Origin of the sequence: Mesorhizobium sp. B2-2-4, from assembly GCF_006442375.1 — a bacterium.
In the GTDB taxonomy this organism is placed as follows: domain Bacteria; phylum Pseudomonadota; class Alphaproteobacteria; order Rhizobiales; family Rhizobiaceae; genus Mesorhizobium.
Genome location: NZ_VFWB01000006.1, coordinates 295,289 through 312,782, shown reverse-complemented (window position 1 = coordinate 312,782; position 17,494 = coordinate 295,289). Strand labels below are relative to the sequence as shown.

At 62.8% G+C, this 17,494-nt stretch carries 21 protein-coding genes; 15 read left to right on the top strand and 6 right to left on the bottom strand.

Going from position 1 to position 17,494, the window contains the following annotated elements:
* Positions 1-153: 153 nt before the first annotated feature.
* The 12 genes from FJ959_RS17545 (at position 154) to FJ959_RS17490 (ending at position 10,229) form a co-directional block, all read left to right on the top strand.
* Positions 154-780, top strand: a complete 627-nt coding sequence (locus FJ959_RS17545; protein WP_140516331.1) for a DUF1638 domain-containing protein — start codon at positions 154-156, stop codon at positions 778-780.
* Between the two features lie 255 nt (positions 781-1,035).
* On the top strand, positions 1,036-1,611 hold the full coding sequence (locus FJ959_RS17540; protein WP_140521106.1) for a DUF4893 domain-containing protein: 576 nt from the start codon (positions 1,036-1,038) through the stop codon (positions 1,609-1,611).
* A gap of 87 nt (positions 1,612-1,698) precedes the next feature.
* Complete coding sequence (locus tag FJ959_RS17535) at positions 1,699-2,481, top strand: formyl transferase (protein WP_140631091.1); 783 nt, start codon at positions 1,699-1,701, stop codon at positions 2,479-2,481.
* A 56-nt stretch (positions 2,482-2,537) separates the two neighbouring features.
* Complete coding sequence (locus FJ959_RS17530; protein ID WP_140521108.1) at positions 2,538-2,804, top strand: DUF6290 family protein; 267 nt, start codon at positions 2,538-2,540, stop codon at positions 2,802-2,804.
* On the top strand, positions 2,792-3,313 hold the full coding sequence (locus tag FJ959_RS17525; RefSeq protein ID WP_140631088.1) for a GNAT family N-acetyltransferase: 522 nt from the start codon (positions 2,792-2,794) through the stop codon (positions 3,311-3,313). Before FJ959_RS17530 ends, FJ959_RS17525 begins: the two co-directional genes overlap by 13 nt.
* A 142-nt stretch (positions 3,314-3,455) precedes the next feature.
* Positions 3,456-3,758 (top strand): virulence factor, encoded by a 303-nt coding sequence (locus tag FJ959_RS17520; RefSeq protein WP_140555040.1) that lies wholly within the window; start codon positions 3,456-3,458, stop codon positions 3,756-3,758.
* On the top strand, positions 3,751-4,371 hold the full coding sequence (locus FJ959_RS17515; RefSeq protein ID WP_140631086.1) for a methylenetetrahydrofolate reductase C-terminal domain-containing protein: 621 nt from the start codon (positions 3,751-3,753) through the stop codon (positions 4,369-4,371). Before FJ959_RS17520 ends, FJ959_RS17515 begins: the two co-directional genes overlap by 8 nt.
* Positions 4,368-5,459, top strand: a complete 1,092-nt coding sequence (locus FJ959_RS17510) for a methylenetetrahydrofolate reductase (RefSeq protein WP_140495649.1) — start codon at positions 4,368-4,370, stop codon at positions 5,457-5,459. The genes FJ959_RS17515 and FJ959_RS17510 overlap by 4 nt, the downstream gene beginning before the upstream one ends.
* An 80-nt stretch (positions 5,460-5,539) precedes the next feature.
* Positions 5,540-6,514, top strand: a complete 975-nt coding sequence (locus FJ959_RS17505; protein ID WP_140495648.1) for a methyltetrahydrofolate cobalamin methyltransferase — start codon at positions 5,540-5,542, stop codon at positions 6,512-6,514.
* Entirely contained in the window at positions 6,465-8,594 is a 2,130-nt protein-coding gene (locus FJ959_RS17500; protein ID WP_140495647.1) for an ASKHA domain-containing protein, read from the top strand. Before FJ959_RS17505 ends, FJ959_RS17500 begins: the two co-directional genes overlap by 50 nt.
* Positions 8,595-8,816: 222 nt before the next feature.
* Positions 8,817-9,002, top strand: a complete 186-nt coding sequence (locus FJ959_RS31805) for a hypothetical protein (RefSeq protein WP_140559670.1) — start codon at positions 8,817-8,819, stop codon at positions 9,000-9,002.
* Positions 9,003-9,248: 246 nt separating this feature from the next.
* A complete protein-coding gene (locus FJ959_RS17490) occupies positions 9,249-10,229 on the top strand; it encodes an alpha/beta hydrolase (RefSeq protein WP_140631083.1) in 981 nt (326 codons plus the stop codon).
* On the opposite strand, the gene FJ959_RS17485 is transcribed toward FJ959_RS17490, so the two are convergent.
* Entirely contained in the window at positions 10,230-11,129 is a 900-nt protein-coding gene (locus tag FJ959_RS17485; RefSeq protein ID WP_140495644.1) for a LysR substrate-binding domain-containing protein, read from the bottom strand.
* A 217-nt stretch (positions 11,130-11,346) separates the two neighbouring features.
* Between FJ959_RS17485 and FJ959_RS17480 the strand changes: the two genes are divergently transcribed.
* From FJ959_RS17480 to FJ959_RS17470, 3 genes are all read left to right on the top strand, one after another.
* Positions 11,347-11,532, top strand: coding sequence for a hypothetical protein (locus FJ959_RS17480; RefSeq protein ID WP_140495643.1), 186 nt, complete (start codon positions 11,347-11,349; stop codon positions 11,530-11,532).
* 358 nt (positions 11,533-11,890) lie between these two features.
* Positions 11,891-12,025: a hypothetical protein gene (locus FJ959_RS32530; protein WP_127853696.1), complete on the top strand. Its 135-nt coding sequence runs from the start codon at positions 11,891-11,893 to the stop codon at positions 12,023-12,025.
* 271 nt (positions 12,026-12,296) lie between these two features.
* A complete protein-coding gene (locus FJ959_RS17470) occupies positions 12,297-13,298 on the top strand; it encodes a GlxA family transcriptional regulator (RefSeq protein WP_140495642.1) in 1,002 nt (333 codons plus the stop codon).
* A gap of 9 nt (positions 13,299-13,307) precedes the next feature.
* Here the strand turns inward: FJ959_RS17470 and FJ959_RS17465 are convergent, their stop codons facing one another.
* The 5 genes from FJ959_RS17465 to FJ959_RS17445 form a co-directional block, all read right to left on the bottom strand.
* Entirely contained in the window at positions 13,308-14,093 is a 786-nt protein-coding gene (locus FJ959_RS17465) for an ABC transporter ATP-binding protein (RefSeq protein ID WP_140516345.1), read from the bottom strand.
* Positions 14,090-14,866 (bottom strand): ABC transporter permease, encoded by a 777-nt coding sequence (locus tag FJ959_RS17460; protein ID WP_140495640.1) that lies wholly within the window; start codon positions 14,864-14,866, stop codon positions 14,090-14,092. The genes FJ959_RS17465 and FJ959_RS17460 overlap by 4 nt, the downstream gene beginning before the upstream one ends.
* A 62-nt stretch (positions 14,867-14,928) precedes the next feature.
* The gene (locus FJ959_RS17455; protein WP_140516347.1) at positions 14,929-15,873 is read right to left on the bottom strand and encodes an ABC transporter substrate-binding protein; all 945 of its coding nucleotides are present in this window, start codon (positions 15,871-15,873) and stop codon (positions 14,929-14,931) included.
* A 140-nt stretch (positions 15,874-16,013) separates the two neighbouring features.
* Positions 16,014-16,358, bottom strand: a complete 345-nt coding sequence (locus tag FJ959_RS17450; RefSeq protein ID WP_140495638.1) for a peptidase inhibitor family I36 protein — start codon at positions 16,356-16,358, stop codon at positions 16,014-16,016.
* A 210-nt stretch (positions 16,359-16,568) separates the two neighbouring features.
* Positions 16,569-17,414 carry a DUF1194 domain-containing protein gene (locus FJ959_RS17445; protein ID WP_140631081.1) on the bottom strand — a complete coding sequence of 282 codons (846 nt, stop codon included), beginning with the start codon at positions 17,412-17,414 and terminating at the stop codon, positions 16,569-16,571.
* Positions 17,415-17,494: the final 80 nt, after the last annotated feature.

Sequence of the window (17,494 nt, the reverse complement as noted above, 5' to 3'; positions counted from 1 at the left end):
CCTGCCGACGCCGCGGACGGTGTTGGCACAGGCCGAAAGGGCCAGGGCACAAGCCAGGATTGCGATTGGCGCAATGCGTAACAGTTTCATCGACGGTTTATCCCTCTCTCGGTAGATCGCCCCACAGCAACGAAAGCCGGCTCGGCTGGTTTCATGAAGATGCCCAGACCCAAGCAGAATCAAGCGGACAAGCTGCTCATCATCGCCTGCGGGATGATTGCGCGCGAGGTGTTGGCCGTCAAGGAACAGCTCGGGCTCGATCACCTTGAATTGACATGCCTTCCGGCCGAGTTTCATTTCTATCCGGACCGCATCGCGCCGGCGATGGACAAGGCCATCGAAAAGGCCAAGGCGGAAGGCTACAGCAACATCTTCGTCGGTTACGCCGATTGCGGCACCGGCGGCCTGCTCGATCGGGTCTGCGAGAAGCATGGCGTCGAACGCATGGCCGGTCCGCATTGCTTCGCCTTCTACCAGGGCATGGATGCCTATGCGAAGGTCGCCGACGACGACATGATGTCCTTCTACATGACCGATTTCCTCTGCCGCCAATTCGATGCCTTCTTCATGAAGCCGCTCGGTCTCGACAGGCATCCGGAGCTGATCAAGGACTATTTCGGCAATTACGAGAAGCTGATCTACCTGGCCCAGACCGACGATCCGGAGCTCGACAAGGTCGCGGAAAAGGCCGCGAAACTGCTTGGCCTCGTCTATGAGCGGCGCGCGACAGGCTATGGCGATCTGACGGCTGGGCTGGCCAAGGCCGCGGCTGACGTCTGACGCTGGCTGGGCTGCGGCCCTCTTGCGCGGCGATTGGCGATTATCGCCCTTTCCGAAGGCGAAGACAGGACGGATCGCCGCCTTCTACTGGAGAATGGCCTTGATCTGTTCCCAGGCCAATTGCCTTAATTTGGATCGCGGCGTGGTTTCGTTGTTAAGCACGGATGACAGCCTGCCGCGAATGGGTAAATTGCGCGCAAGCCATGCAAAGGCGCCGTCCAGTGGTCGGCTGCCGGACACCGACGAGGAATGCCGATGACCCTTCGCCCGATGCTTGCCGTTGCCGGCCTTCTCTGCTGCACCTTGCCCGCGCTTGCTGACGGCGAGGTGCAGAAGCTGATCACCGCCGCCGACAAGGCGCGGCTGGACAAATATGGCGAGGCGCGCAAGGCGGCTCTTGCCGAGGCGAAGGCGGGCAATCCTGGCGAGGTCAGGCAGCTCGACGCCTTGCTGGCCAAGCCGCTGGTTGCCTTCTCCGACAAGGACCTCACCGGCAAGTGGCAATGCCGCACCATCAAGGTGGGCGGGCTGAGCCCGCTCGTTATCTATGGCTGGTTCAAATGCAGGGTGACCGACGACGGCTCCGGCTGGCGGCTGGAAAAGCTCACCGGCTCGCAGCGCACCAAGGGCCGCTTCTTCGACGACGGCGAAAAGCGTGCGATCTATCTCGGCTCCGGTTCCGTCAACAACGATCAGGCAAAACCCTATGGCAGCGGCCCCCGGACCGACCAGGTCGGCTACGCCTTCCGCAATAGCGCCGGGGAATGGCGCATCGAGTTCCCCGCTCCCTATTACGAATCGAAGCTCGACATCATGGAGTTCAAGCGCTGAGCGGAGCCTTCCTGACGACTCCGGCATACCAAGGATTAACCCGCCTCGTCTAAGCTCCGGCCGTGGCAGTTGGGGGTGGCAAGATCAATGGCAGTACCGGAAACCAATCCGAGACCGATCGTGGTTGTCACCGGAGGCGGCCAGCACGTATGGGCAATGGTCAACGCCATTGCCGATCGTGTCGGCCCAGTCATCGTGATCCTGGAAGTCCCTGAATCCAAAAAGCGATTGCTGCTTGGCCGTGCCCGTCGCCAGGGCTGGCTACAGGCCATCGGCCAGTTCGGCACGATGGTGCTGAGCAGGCTGGGCAAGCGGCTCTACGCCAGCCATGCCGCCCGGTTGATTGCGCAGGAGAAGCTCGATACCGAGCCGCGGCCGGGCCAGGAGATCATCCATGTTGCCTCGGCCAATGGGCCGGAGTGTCTCGCGGCGATCCAGAGAATCCAGCCAGGCGTCGTCCTGCTTAACGGCTGCCGACTCCTGTCGAAGGACATGTTGGCCAGGATGCCTTGCCCGGTGCTCAACTATCACGCAGGCATCACGCCGAAATATCGCGGCATGAACGGCGGCTACTGGGCTTTGGCATCAGGCGATTCCGCGAATTTCGGCACCACGGTGCATCTGGTCGATGCCGGCGTGGACACGGGCGGCGTGCTGAAACAGGCATACGGCCAGCCGAAACCAGGCGACACGATCTCAAGCTATGCGCTGCGCCAAACGGCGTTTTCGCGCGACATCTGCGTCGAGGCGGTCAGCGATGCTCTGGCCGGAAAACTCGTGACGTTCGATCCAAGCCTGCCATCTAAACAGTGGTACCACCCGACGATCTGGTTCTATCTCTGGACCGGGCTCAGAACCGGCATCTGGTAGCGCTGGCGATACGGGCGATCGTATGCTATTGTCATACAAAATATGGAGCCCTATCGATGTCCAGCATGGCGCCTGTCAGCGTTCGCGTCACCTCGGACGAGCGTGACATTCTCGAGGCCGCCGCCAAGCAGGCTCATACAAATCTGAGCGACTTCATTCGGCGCAAGGCTGTTGAGGCCGCCGAGATGGAGGTTTTGGGCGGTCGTGTCGTCGTTATTCCCGTCGTTGATTGGGAACAATTCGAGGCCTGGGCGAAATCGACACCAAAGACCGAGCCCAGACTGCAAAGGCTTGCTGCGTCCAGGCCAGTATGGCGGGACTGACGCCACCCCGTCCGCTCGCCGGGGATGACGACTGGGACGCTTTCGATTGCGGTCGCGAGTCGTTGAACAACTGGCTTCGCCGTCATGCATGGCGCAACCAGCAGGATGGATTGTCGCGGACGAGCCTCGTCTGTGATTCCGAAACCGGTGGGATAGCGGCTTACGTTGCGCTGAGCGCTGGCCAGATCGAACGCGCATACCTGCCCAAATCGGCACAGCGTAATCGGCCTGACCCTATTCCGGTAATCCTGCTCGGCCAGTTGGCCGTCGATCGCAAATATCAGGGACGCGGCTGCGGGCGCTCCCTTCTCCTGTTTGCGCTCAGGACGGCGGTGCGGTTTTCCAGCAATATCGGCGTTATCACACACCCGCTGGACGAAGGCGTAAGAGACTTCTATCGCGACTTCGCTTTTCAGGATCTTCCATTCGATCCCAAACGGAGCATGATCGTCCGCATTGCCGATCTGAGGCACAATGGCTTCGATGGCAGCATCGATCATTCCTGCTGATTTCTGCCTCAGGCCGACATTGAAGATTGCCTTTCATTTTACGACATCCAAATGCGTCGCTTTTGAATGCGCGCGCGTCGTCCCATAACAAGCGGCCCAATTGCGCATGCGGCAATGCTCGCAGATCGAGGAGTGAGAATTCATGGCCGATCTGATCGTCGTCTACTGGCGCGACATCCCTGCCCAGGTCATCGTCAGGAAAGGCCGCCAGAACGCCAAGCGCGAACTGCCGTTGCGCTTCACCGAGGCGATCGACATGTGCGCCATGCGCACCGGCGCCGGCGGCACCGACGACTATCTGGCCGAATGGCGCAAGGCCGATCCGGTTCCGGTCGGCGACGACCTCGAAGCCGAGGTCGAGAAGGCATTCCAGGACCTCGACGCGAAATATGACCGCGAGCGGCTGGTCGCTCTGGTGAAGGCGGGCGGCAAAGAAAATGTCTGAAACCATTCCCGCCAAGGAGAGCCCGGCCCTCCAGCCGGTCACCCAGGCCACCCTGGTCAAGAAGGCAGCACCGAAATCCGACTACAAGCCGGCCGATGTGTCGCCGCAGCGCCGCGTGCAGCGTTCTTTCGCGGTGAGATTATGGTCGGTCCGGCACTCGCGCCTGCTCGAATGGTTCTATGCCCGCTTCGCCGACACGTTCCTCCTGCTGCATCCCTTGTGGAAAGGCATAGGCTACAGCCGTGTCGAGGCCCCGGTGAAGTTTGTCGAAAAGCGCGTCAAGGGCTTCATGTTCGACTGCCGCATGTGCGGTCAGTGCATCCTGTCCTCGACCGGCATGTCGTGCCCGATGAACTGCCCCAAGCAGCTGCGCAACGGCCCTTGTGGCGGCGTGCGCGCCAACGGCAATTGCGAGGTGGAGCCCGACATGCCTTGCGTCTGGGTCAAGGCCTGGGAGGGGGCGCGCAACATGGAGCACGGCGACAGGATTCTCGCCGTGCAGAAGCCGGTCGACCAGTCGCTGCGCGAAACGTCCGCCTGGCTGCGCGTCACCGCGCAGGCGGCAGCGGCCCGTGAAGCCGCGGCCGATGGGACGACCGGAGCGGCCGCATGATCGCCCGCCAGCGTGACGAGAACCCGGCCGGCATCCATCTGCCGCTCGACCCCTTGCCCGGCCACACCTCGCGCGGCCGGCTCGAACGCGTCCTGCGACGCGGTGAATTCGCGGTCACCACCGAGCTCAACCCGCCCGACAGCGCCGATCCCGAAGACGTCTACAACAGGGCGAAGATCTTCGACGGCTGGGTCGATGCCATCAACGCCGTCGATGCGTCGGGCGCCAATTGCCATATGTCGTCGGTCGGCATCTGCGCGCTCCTGACCCGCATGGGCTACGCACCGATCATGCAGATCGCCTGCCGGGACAAGAACCGCATTGCCATCCAGGGCGACGTGCTGGGCGGGGCTGCCATGGGCGTCGCCAACATGCTGTGCCTGACAGGCGATGGCGTGCAGGCCGGCGACCAGCCCGGCGCCAAGCCGGTGTTCGACCTCGATTCCATGTCGCTGCTCGAAACCATCCGCATCATGCGCGACAACGGCAAGTTCCTGTCCGGCCGCAAGCTCACCACGCCGCCGCAGTTGTTCCTCGGCGCGGCCGTCAATCCGTTCGCACCACCCTTCGACTTCCGCCCGATCCATCTCGGCAAGAAGATCGCCGCGGGCGCTCAGTTCGTCCAAACGCAGTATTGTTTCGACGTGCCGATGTTCAAGGCCTTCATGCAAAAGGCACGCGATCTCGGCCACACGGAGAAAGTGTTCGTCCTGTGCGGTGTCGGACCGCTCGCCTCGGCCAAGACCGCCAAATGGATCCGCTCCAACGTGCCGGGAATACATATTCCCGATACCGTCATCAAGCGGCTGGAAGGCGCCCAGGACCAGAAGAAGGAAGGCAAGCAGCTCTGCATCGACATCATCAACGAGGTGAAGGAAATCCCAGGCGTTTCAGGCGTCCATGTGATGGCCTACCGCCAGGAGGAGTATGTCGCCGAGATCGTCGACGAATCGGGCGTGCTGAAGGGCCGCCAGCCGTGGAAGCGCGAAATCCGCCGCGACGACCAGATGGTCGCCGACCGGCTCGACCATATCCTGCACGACGATGTTACCGAAACCCAGGTGGACATGGTGAAGACCGCGCATTGACTTGCGGGACAGCCACCATTCGCTTGATCGACAAGAGATAACGATATAAAGAACTCTTTATATCACGACGGAGAGATTTCATGACCCGGACCATCGTTGCCTCGGCGACACGAGAAATCATCATCGGCTTCGACCAGCCCTTCTGCGTGATTGGCGAGCGCATCAACCCGACCGGCCGCAAGAAGCTCGCCGCCGAGATGATCGCCGGCAATTTCGAAACCGTCATCAAGGACGCGCTGGAACAGGCCGCTTGCGGCGCCACCATGCTCGACGTCAATGCCGGCGTCACCGCCGTCGACCCCAACGCGACCGAGCCGGCATTGCTGGTACAGACGCTGGAGATCGTCCAGGGCTTGGTCGACCTGCCGCTGTCGATCGACTCCTCGGTCACCGCCGCGATCGAGGCGGCGCTCAAGGTCGCCAAGGGCCGTCCGCTGGTCAACTCCGTCACCGGCGAGGAGGAAAAACTCGAAGCCATCCTGCCGCTGATCAAGAAATACAACGTGCCGGTCGTCGCCATCTCCAATGACGAGACCGGCATTTCGATGGATCCGGATGTGCGCTTCGCCGTCGCCAAGAAGATCGTGCAGCGCTGCGCCGATTTCGGCATTCCGGCGCATGACGTCGTCGTCGACCCGCTGGTCATGCCGATCGGCGCGCTCGGCGACGCCGGCCGCCAGGTGTTCGCCCTGCTGCGGCGCCTGCGCGAGGAACTGAAGGTCAACACCACCTGCGGCCTGTCCAACATCTCCTTCGGCCTGCCGCACCGCCACGGCATCAACGCCGCCTTCATCCCGATGGTGATCGGCGCCGGCATGACATCGGCCATCATGAACCCGGTGCGTCCGCAGGAAATGGAAGCCGTGCGCGGCGCCAACGTTCTGAACGGCACCGACGAGAATTGCACCAACTGGATTCGCACCTATAAGGATTACAAGCCGGCCGAAGGCGGCCAGGCGGTCGCCGCTCCGACGGCGGTCAATGCACCAGGCGAAGGCGGCGGCAATGGCGGTCGCCGTCGTGGCGGTCGTGAAGCCCGCATGGCAAGGGGATAAGCGCGCAATCGTGAATTCGCATACCAACATCACCGATCCGCTCGTGCTGTTCATGCCGTCGGGCAAACGCGGGCGGTTTCCGGTCGGCACGCCGGTGCTCGACGCCGCGCGCCAGCTCGGCGTCTATGTCGAGAGCGTGTGCGGCGGGCGCGCCACTTGCGGGCGCTGCCAGATCGAGGTGCAGGAAGGCAATTTCGCCAAGCACAAGATCGTCTCCTCCAACGACCACATCTCGCCCAAGGGGCCCAAGGAAGAGCGCTATGAGCGCGTGCGCGGCCTGCCGGAACGGCGCCGCCTCTCCTGCTCGGCGCAGATCCTCGGCGACCTTGTCATCGACGTGCCGCAGGACACGGTCATCAACGCACAGACCATCCGCAAGGATGCCGACACCAGGGTGATCGCGCGCGATACGGCAATCCGCATGTGCTATGTCGAAATCGAAGAACCCGACATGCACAATCCTTCAGGCGATCTCGACCGGCTCAAGATCGCGCTGATGAAGGACTGGAACTTCAAGAACCTCGAATTCGATTTCTATTTGCTGCCGCAGGTGCAGGGCATCTTGCGCAAGGGCAACTGGACCGCGACCGCCGCCATCCACAAGGATGCCGACAGCGATATCGCGCGCGTCATCGCTTTGTGGCCCGGCCTCAAGAACGAGGCCTATGGGCTGGCCTGCGATATCGGCTCGACCACCATCGCCATGCATCTGGTGTCGCTGCTGTCGGGCCGCGTCGCCGCTTCGTCAGGCACGTCGAACCCGCAGATCCGCTTCGGCGAGGATCTGATGAGCCGCGTCTCCTATGTGATGATGAACCCGGATGGCCGCGAAGGCATGACGGTCGCGGTGCGCGAGGCGATCTCGGGCCTCGTCGACAAGGTCTGCGCGGAAGGCAGTGTCCAGCGCAACGACATCCTGGATTCCGTCTTCGTCGGCAATCCGATCATGCACCATCTGTTCCTCGGCATCGATCCGACCGAGCTCGGCGGCGCGCCCTTCGCGCTCGCCGTCTCGGGCGCGGTGCGCATCAAGGCCTCGGATATCGGTCTCAAGCTCAACCCGGGCGCACGTCTCTACATGCTGCCCTGCATCGCCGGCCATGTCGGCGCCGACGCCGCGGCGGTGACGCTGTCGGAGGGCCCGCATCGTCAGGACGAGATGATGCTGATCGTCGACGTCGGCACCAATGCCGAGATCGTGCTCGGCAATCGTGCGCGGGTTGTGGCTGCCTCTTCGCCCACCGGTCCGGCCTTCGAAGGCGCCGAAATCTCCGGCGGCCAGCGCGCCGCGCCCGGCGCCATCGAGCGCGTGCGCATCGATCCCGACACGCTCGAGCCGAAATACCGCGTCATCGGCTCTGAACTGTGGTCCGACGAGCCGGGTTTCCTCGACAGCGTGCAGGCGACCGGCGTCACCGGCATTTGCGGCTCCGGCATCATCGAGATCGTTGCGGAGATGTATCTGGCCGGCATCATTTCGGAAGACGGCGTCGTCGACGGATCGCTCAGCATGCGCTCGCCGCGTATCGTCGCCAACGGCCGCACCTTCTCCTACGTGCTGAAGGAAGGCGAGCCGAAGATCACCATCACCCAGACCGATGTGCGCGCCATCCAGCTCGCCAAGGCGGCGCTCTATGCCGGCACCAAGCTGTTGATGGAAAAGCAGAACACCGAGCATGTCGACCGCATCCACTTCGCCGGCGCCTTCGGCTCCTTCATCGATCCAAAATACGCCATGGTGCTGGGCCTGATCCCCGATTGCGACCTCGACAAGGTCTCGGCCGTCGGCAACGCCGCCGGCGCGGGCGCGCGCATGGCGCTGCTCAATCGCGGCTATCGTCGCGAGATCGAGGAGACGGTGAGCCAGATCGAGAAGATCGAGACCGCACTGGAGCCCAAATTCCAGGAGCACTTCGTCTATGCGATGGCGTTGCCGAACAAGGTCGATCCGTTCCCGAAACTGTCGGCGGCGGTGAAGCTGCCGCCGCGCAAGACGGTGAGCGAAGACGGCATCGCCGGCGACGCCACCCCGCGCCGGCGTTCGCGCGAAGGCCACGCCGCGCGACGTGGCCGGGAATAGCATGGGCGTGCGAGAAGAATGATGGGCGTCGTCTGACGCCCACCTTCCACCGGCACGGCCCTGCAATTTCATTTGTATGCAAATGTTTCCGGATCGGCCTGTCCGGAAACCAAATCACCGTTTTCGTGAAATCCGACCGATACATGGCAGGCGCATTTACCCGGCATCGAACGGCGGCCGAAGATAATCCTCGGCCGCCGCCGTTCTTCAAGGGAGATGAAAATGTCGATGTTCGAAAATCTCGGCCGCTACGGTGCGACCATCAGGCAGGCCCATGCCAGGAACAAGGCCGTCCGCGCCCTGAACAGCCTGCCGGCGCATGTCCAGAAAGACATCGGCTGGCCGGCCTCGCCGCCCAGCGACCCGCAGGCGGCGCTTTCCGCCCTGCTTTTGGGCTTTACGCGCTGATGACCTTCGCCGAAAAGTGCAAACTGCTCGGCACGCGCCGGAGCCCGCGAGGGGCTCCGGCCGTCACCAGCAACCGCCTGCGCGCAGCCCTTCTGCCGCAGCGCTGATCCCTCCCGCGAGAAATGCGGCGCCGATCACAGCGACGTGTGCACACAGCGTAAATCTTGACATCTTCGACCAGGGCACGATCTTCAAATATGAAGGGGACTTCTCTTAGTCGGCTGCCGCCGAAGTTCGTGTATCCGCATGCCAAGTTTGAAAAGCCACGTCGTGTCCTTCGTGCTCAGGCACAGTCGCAAGAAGGCGTTTTCCAGCCCGGAAAACCTGCAGCGCTGGATCGCTGCGGCGCGCCGGACAGAGGACCATCACCCTCCGGTGTCAGTGCAGCAGCGCTTCAACATCGAGACGCGCACCGTCGACGGCTTTCCCGTCTACGAGATCGCCCCCAGGGCCGGCGAGCGCAAGCGGGTTCTCTATCTGCACGGCGGCGCCTATGTCTTTGAAATCACGCCCTATCATTGGCACCTGATCGCCGACATGGCCGACCGGCTGGGCTATGCCTTTACGGTGCCCATCTATCCCATCGCGCCCGAGCATGACTTCCACGCCATGTTCGGCATGGTCGGCGACGTCTATCGCCGGATGCTCGGCGAGACGGAGGCGGAAGACATCATCTTCATGGGCGATTCCGCCGGCGGCAACATGGCCGTGGTGCTCACCATGATGGCTGCCGAAGAAGGCCTGCCCTTGCCGTCGCGCCATGTGCTGATCTCACCCGGGCTCGACGTCTCGCTTGCAAACCCCGAGGTGTTCGAGGCGGAGCGGAACGATCCCTGGCTGGGCATCGCGGGCGGACGGGAGGCTATCCGGCTCTACAGTGCCGGAATAGACCCGACGGACTGGCATATCAGCCCCGTCTATGGCGACCTCTCGGTGCTGCCCAGGACATTGCTCCTGGCGGGCTCTCGCGATCTTCTCACGCCCGACAATCTGATCTTCGCACAAAAAGCACGGGCCGCTGGCGTCGAGGTAGAGCTCGTGCACGAGGAAGGCATGTTCCACGTCTGGCCGCTGATCGACATGCCGGAATCGCGCCGCGCGCGCGAACGGATCGTGGCGTTTCTGACCGAGAACCCCTCGCCCCTTGTTGAAGGCGCCGGAGCAGGCTTCGAAGCGCCGTCCACCGAGGCTTCGGGGCAGAGCCTCCAGTCAGAGCACCCCGGTTGATCAGAACTTGCCGGTTTCCCGGAAGACTTCGAACGTCGCCCGGATGTGGTCGGCCACCGCCTTGACCGGCGCGCTGGCGTCCGGCGCTACCACCATGGCGAGGTTATAGGTGCCGATATCGGGCATGCCGTCCTTGGGGCAGAGCTCGACCATGTCGTTGCCGAGGAAAGACTTCGGCAGCGGCGCCACGGCGAGATCTGACATGATGGCGGCGCGCTGGCCGGCCGTATGCGCGCTCATATACGCGATGCGGTAGTTGCGGCCCTCGCGGCTCAGCGCTTCGAGCGCCCCTGCCCGCCAGGCGCAGCCCTCTTCCCACAGCGACACCGGCAAGGGTTCGCGCAGATGCGCGCAGCCGCCCTTGGCGCCGGCCCAGACGATCGGCTCCGTCAACAGCACCTCGGCGCCGAGCGCGCTGGTCTTGTAGGAATTGGTGAGCAGCGTGATGTCGAGCGCCCGGTCATCCATGCGCCGGCGCAGATTGCTGCTCTGGTCGATGGTGACGTCGACGGCGATCGATGGATGCGACTGCGCAAAACGCTTCAGCACATGCGGCAGCACGCGCTCGCCATAATCGTCCGGCGAACCCAGCCGCACCACGCCGACAATATCGGGAATGATGAACTTGGACACCGCCTCGCGATTGATCGACAGCAGACGACGGGCATAGCCCAGCAGCATTTCCCCGTCGGTGGTCAGCGTCACCGAGCGCGCATCGCGCGCGAACACCGAGCGGCCCAGAATATCTTCCAGCTTCTTGATCTGCATGGAGACCGCCGAGGGCGTACGGAAGACCGCATTGGCCGCGGTGGTGAAGCTGCCGGTTTCGGCGATCGCCACGAAAGTGCGCAGCACGTCGAGGTCCAGCAGCGGCAGCGGATGATTGAGTGGGGCGTTCATGACGATCGACCTTCAATTTTTCTGATGCAAACTATCATTCCATTTCGTTTGATTGAACATCAGTTCGAGCGCATAGTCAACTCCATCGAAGCAGGATGCTGCCAAGGCAGCCACGAAACGATCACGACACAGACCTGCCTTCGACATGCAATGAAGCTGATACAGACCTGACGTAAGGCATTGCCGGGCACTTCCGCCCCGACATGAGGAGATCGAAATGTCTATCCTGTCATCCATCGGTCGGCTTGCGACCGAATTCAGCGCGGCCCGCGCCCGCTACCAGACCGAACGCGCCATCCGCTCCCTGCCGATCGAGCTGCAGAAGGATATTGGCTGGCCTGAAGCGGCCGACACGAAGGCCGGCATACGCGCCGGCGTCGGATCCTGGGCTGGAGCAAAGTAAACCGTGTGTACCATGCATTGAAGGCCTGCCGCGCAAACCGCCCGGCAGGTCTTCTTGTTTTACCGACCTGTTTTGCCGTTTTATTTGCGTTCACATGAATTTCGGAGCCATGCTGCCGCTGCATGGCGCATATGAACAAGTCGCATAGCGGCTTGGTTTTAAGCTAACCGTTTGTAAATTATCGAAAAATCCGGGAATGCCTACAAAGCCTCCCGCCTTGCGTGTCGCTTTTCATATCAAGTGCTTCGCTTTTGCGATTTAGTTTTTACTTACACAAGCCTATATCCACGCCAGCAAACGAGCTGCCCCACTCCATCAAGCGAAGGCGACCCGTCTGAGCAACCGATTGGAGATGAACATGAAGCTTTTTGCCCGCCTTTTCCCTCGCCGCGAAATGAACCTGACCACGGCCCTCGAGCGCCAGCGCCTTGCCAACACCATGCCCGGCCAGACCGGCGCCATGGCTGCCGCACGCCTCGGTTTTGTCGCCTGAACCGATCCCGCAGGCAGCGCTCCCTCGCGCTGCCTGAATAGATGACGCCGCCCGGTTCCGCCGAGGCGGCGTTTGTTTGCATACCCTGACGGCGCTTCCATCACGAACGGCGCCGCGGCTGCGCGGCATCGCAACACGATTGCCCATTTGCGACCCATGTCGCAAATTAAATCTTGCTAAAGCTCCTTAGCCGATTGACAAGGATGGTTTTTCCTGTTGTCGCTATGCTATTCGCGACATTCTGTTCGCGCCATGGCTGCGTGAGGTTCCCGTGAACGCCGTTAAGCATCCGATCAAGCGATCGTTTGTATTTTTTCTCATTCCCGACTTCACCATGATCGCCTTTGCGACGGCGCTCGACCCGCTGCGCTCGGCCAATCGCATGCTCGGCTACGAGGCCTATCGATGGCGCCTCGCCAGCATCGACGGCAAGCCGGTGCGCGCTTCGAACGGTGTCGAATGCGCGGTCAACACCTCGCTGGAGGAGGAGCGCAGGAAGATGGGAGGGCCGGATCGCCCCAACATGGCCATCGTCTGCAGCGGCACCAATGTCGAGCGCTACCAGAACAAGTCCGCCTTTGCCTGGCTGCGCGAGGAATACAATCGCGGCGTCTCCGTTGGCGGCCTGTGCACCGGCGCGCATGTTCTGGCCGCTGCCGGCCTGTTGTCCAACAAGCGCTGCGCCATCCATTGGGAGAACCTGCCGGGCTTCTCCGAGGCATTCCCGAAGGCCAATGTCTTTGCCGACCTGTTCGAGATCGACCAGAACATCTACACCTGCGCCGGCGGCACCGCCGCGCTCGACATGATGCTGAAGCTGATCGGCGACGATTTCGACGAGAATCTCGTCAACCGCGTCTGCGAACAGGTGCTGACCGACCGTGTGCGCAGCCCCACCGACCGCCAGCGCCTGCCGCTGCGCGCCCGGCTCGGCGTACAGAACTCGAAAGTGCTGACCATCATCGAACTGATGGAAGGCAATCTGTCGGAGCCGCTGTCGCTGATCGAGATCGCCGACCATGTCGACCTGTCGCGCCGCCAGATCGAGCGGCTGTTCCGCACCGAGATGGGACGCTCGCCGGCCCGCTATTATCTCGAAATCCGCCTCGACCGTGCAAGGCATCTCTTGATCCAGTCCTCGATGCCGGTGGTCGAGGTGGCGGTCGCCTGCGGCTTCGTTTCGGCCTCGCATTTCTCGAAATGCTACCGCGAGCTCTACGCCCGCTCGCCGCAGCAGGAACGCGTCGACCGCAAGCAGCTGCTGGCGGCATAGAGGCGCGCCTCAGAGCGCCTCTGCCGACCGCATCGCCTCGACACGGATGTCCTCGGTCAGCCGCGCCTTCAACACGGAGAATTCCGGACTGGTCTTCAGCGTGTAGTGGCGCGGGTGCGGCAGGTCGATGGCGACGTCCGACTTGATCCGGCCGGGCCTGGCCGTCATCACCACCACGCGCGATGCCATGAAGATCGCCTCCTCGATGTCGTGAGTGACGAACAGCACCGTCTTCTTGCGCCGTTCCCAGATGCCGAGCAGCAGTTCCTGCATCAGCCCGCGCGTCTGGTTGTCGAGCGCGCCGAACGGCTCGTCCAGCAAAAGGATCGCGGGGTCATTGGCCAGCGCCCTGGCGATCGCCGTGCGCTGCTGCATGCCGCCGGAAAGTTGCTTCGGCCAGTGGTTCTCGAAGCCCTTCAGCCCGACGAGGTCGATATAGGAGGCGACGATTTCGCCCCTCTCCCGCTCGGCCATGCCGCGTTCGCGCAGGCCGAAGGCGATGTTTTCGGCGACCGTCAGCCATGGGAACAGCGTATAGGACTGGAAGACCATGCCGCGATCCGGCCCCGGCCGGGTCACCGCTTTGCCGTCGAGCAGCACGCGCCCTTCGCTCGGCGCCTCCAGCCCGGCGACGATGCGCAAGAGCGTCGACTTCCCGCATCCCGAAGGTCCCAGGATGGTGATGAAATCATTGGCCGCGACCGCCAGGTCGACAGGCATCAGCGCCTGGACCGGTGAGCCGCCGCGCACGCCGGCGAACGTGCGCGAGACGCCCTCGATGAGAAGCTTGCTCATGCCAGGCTCCATGGGAAGAGCCAGCGATTAAGCGCCTTGAAGGCAAGATCGGACAACAGCCCAATCAGCCCGATGACGATGATGCCGAAGATGATCTGGCCGGTTGCCAGTCGCGACTGGCTGTTGATGATCATGTAGCCGATGCCCGACGACGAGCCGATCAGTTCAGCGACGATGACATAGGTCCAAGCCCAGCCGAGCACCAGCCGCAGCGTCTCGGCGATCTCGGGCGCATTGGCGGGCATGATTACACGCTTGACGATGCCGTTGTCGGTGGAGCCGAGCGTGTAGGCCGCCTCGACGAGATCGCGGCGCGTGGAGCCGACCTTTACCGCGATGATCAGGATGATCTGGAACACGGAGCCGACGAAGATGACCAGCAGCTTCTCCAGTTCGCCTATGCCGGCCCAAAGGATAAGCAGCGGAATGAAGGCCGAGGCCGGCAGGTAGCGGGCGAAGGAGACGAACGGCTCCAGGAACGCCTCGACAGGTTTCCACGCGCCCATCGCTATGCCCAGCGGCACGGCGACGGCCGATGCCAGCACGAAGCCGCCGAAGACGCGCCAGATGGTGATCAGTATGTCGAGCCAGAACCGGTCCTCGACCAGCAGCCGCCAGCCATCCCGCAGCATCGACAGCGGATCGGCGAGAAAGATGCGGTTGACGTGGCCGCCAAGCGTGATCCACGCCCAGAAAACGACGAACAGCACGAAGAAGGAAATGCCGAGCACGGTTCGCGTGCCCGGCGAGATCGGATGCAGGGGGCGCGGCATTTACAACGGTCCTTGTGGAAGCGAAACGGCGGCGCGGGGCGCCGCCGCAAGACAGCGGCCGCTCAGTTCGCCACGGCGCTGGTATCGGCCAGCGTGGAGACGTCAGGCGCTTCCTTGATCAGCCCCATCTGCAGCAGAAGCTCGCCGGCGGTCTTGGAGAAATCCTGGAACTCCTTGGTGAAGAACTGCTTGTTCTCCGCCCGGTCGGCCCATTTCAGGTACTTCGCCGAATCCTCGAACTCCTTGGCCGACTGTTTCACGTCCGCGCCCATGATGCCGTAGGATTTCTGCGGGTCCTTCTTGATCAGGTCGAGCGCGTCGAAATAGCTGTCGGCAAGCGCCTTGGCGGCGTCCGGATTGGCTTTGAGGAATTCGGGCGTGCAGCCGACCGTGTCGAGCACCATCGGGTAGTCGAGCGTGGTCGCCAATATGTGGCCCTGGTCGGCCTTGTCGCGCACCGCCGAGATGAACGGCTCATAGGTGACGGCCGCGTCGTTCTGGCCGGCAAGGAAGGCCTGCGCCGCCGCGTCCGGCTCGAGATTGACGACCGTGACATCCTTTGTCGACATGCCGTTCTTGTTCAGCACCCAGGCCAGCAGGAAATAGGGCGAGGTGCCCGGCGCCGAGGACGCGACAGTCTTGCCCTTGAGGTCGGCGACGGTCTTGATGTCGTTGCGCACCACGATGCCGTCGGCGCCGTAGGATTTGTCGAGCTGGAAGATCTGCTTGGTGGTCACGCCGCTGGCGTTCCACACCTGCCACGTCTCGACCGTGGTGGCGGCGCATTGCAGGTCGCCGCTGGCGATGGCGAGCGGGCGGCTGGCCTGCGGCACTTTCTTCAAGGTCACGTCGAGGCCGTGCTTCTCGAAGAGCCCCGCCTGTTTGGCGAGCGTTAGCGGCGCGAAGCCGGTCCAGCCGCTGATGCCGATAGTGACCGATGTGGCGGCCATCGCCGGCGCGGACAAGCCGGCGGCAAGCGCCAGCGTAAGGATAATGGTCCTGTTCATGTCAGTTCCCCTTTGTTTTCTCTGGGGGAATGTTCACGGACGCCGCCCGGCTGTCAATGAACAGGGCCGTGTTTGCCCACATCGTCGGCGACGAAGGTTCGCCTTGCCGCCACAAAACGGCAAGGCCGAGGACCTTGTCGTCAATACTGGTCGCAGTAGCACTCCGCGGACGAGATTCGGTCGTTCCAGTCGCTACCGCCGAAATCGCGGACCCTGCGCCTGATCTCGATCGATCGGCCTCCCCTGCGCGAATCCTCATAGGCAACGAGAGTGCAGCCTCGGCGAACGATCACCGACGACACGCGGTCGTTCCAGAACTCGCGGCCGCGAAAATTGACCGAATCGTCGGCCCCGAGCGCGATCGACCGTCCGCGAAAATTGCCATTTTCGAACATGATGCAGGCGGCCTGATCGTCGTATTGGGCGCTGGCGCCGTCGGCGTAAAGCATGGACGCGACCGCAGTCAGGATAGCTAGACGTCTCATCTGGTGTTTCCTCGGTTTGACCGCGTCACCCCGCCCGCCGGATGGCGCGGCAAGGCCAGTTTGCCACTGCTTCTGCCGGACTGGCAAGCCTGGAACAGTTCGGCATTTCACGGAAACGCCGAACCGCTTTGACTATTTTTTTCAATCAATTCCAAAGGGAAAGCGTTACGCGCGTACCGGGAAGGCGCTATGCGCTTTTTCTGGAATTTCTCAGCGGCTATCGAGCATCCAATTGCGGTTGCGCCACATCTTTTCGCCGACCAGGCAATCGCTGGCCTGTTCGGCCTGCGCCAGCACCACCGGCGGACGATTGGCCTGGTCAACCGACCGCGGCGAGGCCGGGCCGGCGAGCTCAAGCACAAGCTTGCGGCGGATAGCTTCGGGAAACTGCGTCCAGTCGTTGACCGGAACCATGAAGGCTCCGGGACCGCCGATGACGCAGTCGCTGTAATAGCGGTCGAGATCGTTGACATCGTAGGCGCTGGTGAAACCGCCGCGGGTCATCAGCGGCAAGCCGTTTATGACGATGCCTTGCTTGACCACCTCGTCGCGGATGATATCGACCGGCGCGCCCTGGTTGTTGGGGCCGTCGCCGGAAATATCGATGACCCGCTTCGTCCCTTGAAAGCCACTTTCTGCGAAAAGGTCCGCGCCGAATTCCAGCGCGCCGGAGATAGACGTGCGCCGCGCGCTGTTGGGAGGCTGGGCGGACAGCCGCGCCACCACCTGCTCGGCGTCGGCGCGAGTGGAGATTACCGTCCACGGCACGACGACGTGCTGCGAGTTGGTGCCAGCCCATTCGACATAAGTAACGGCGATCCTGCCATAAGCGCCGGCGGCGATGGCTTGCAGCACATGATCGTGCGTCAATGCAGCCGCGTAGCCGCGACGCTGGATCTCGAGTTCGTCCGCCGACATGGACAGCGAGACGTCGACCGCCAGCACCAGTTCGACGTCGACGGGTTCGTCCGCGAGCGACACCGGGGCCAGCCACAGCATCAGCGCCAGGGCGGCGGCGCCTGAAAGCAGATGTCTTGCGCGAGCAAAAGCAGACATGCCGCAGGGTAAGCCAGAATCGCCAGCCGAAAAAGAGAAAAGCCCGACCTTGGCCGCCGGGCTTATCCAAAAATTTGCTC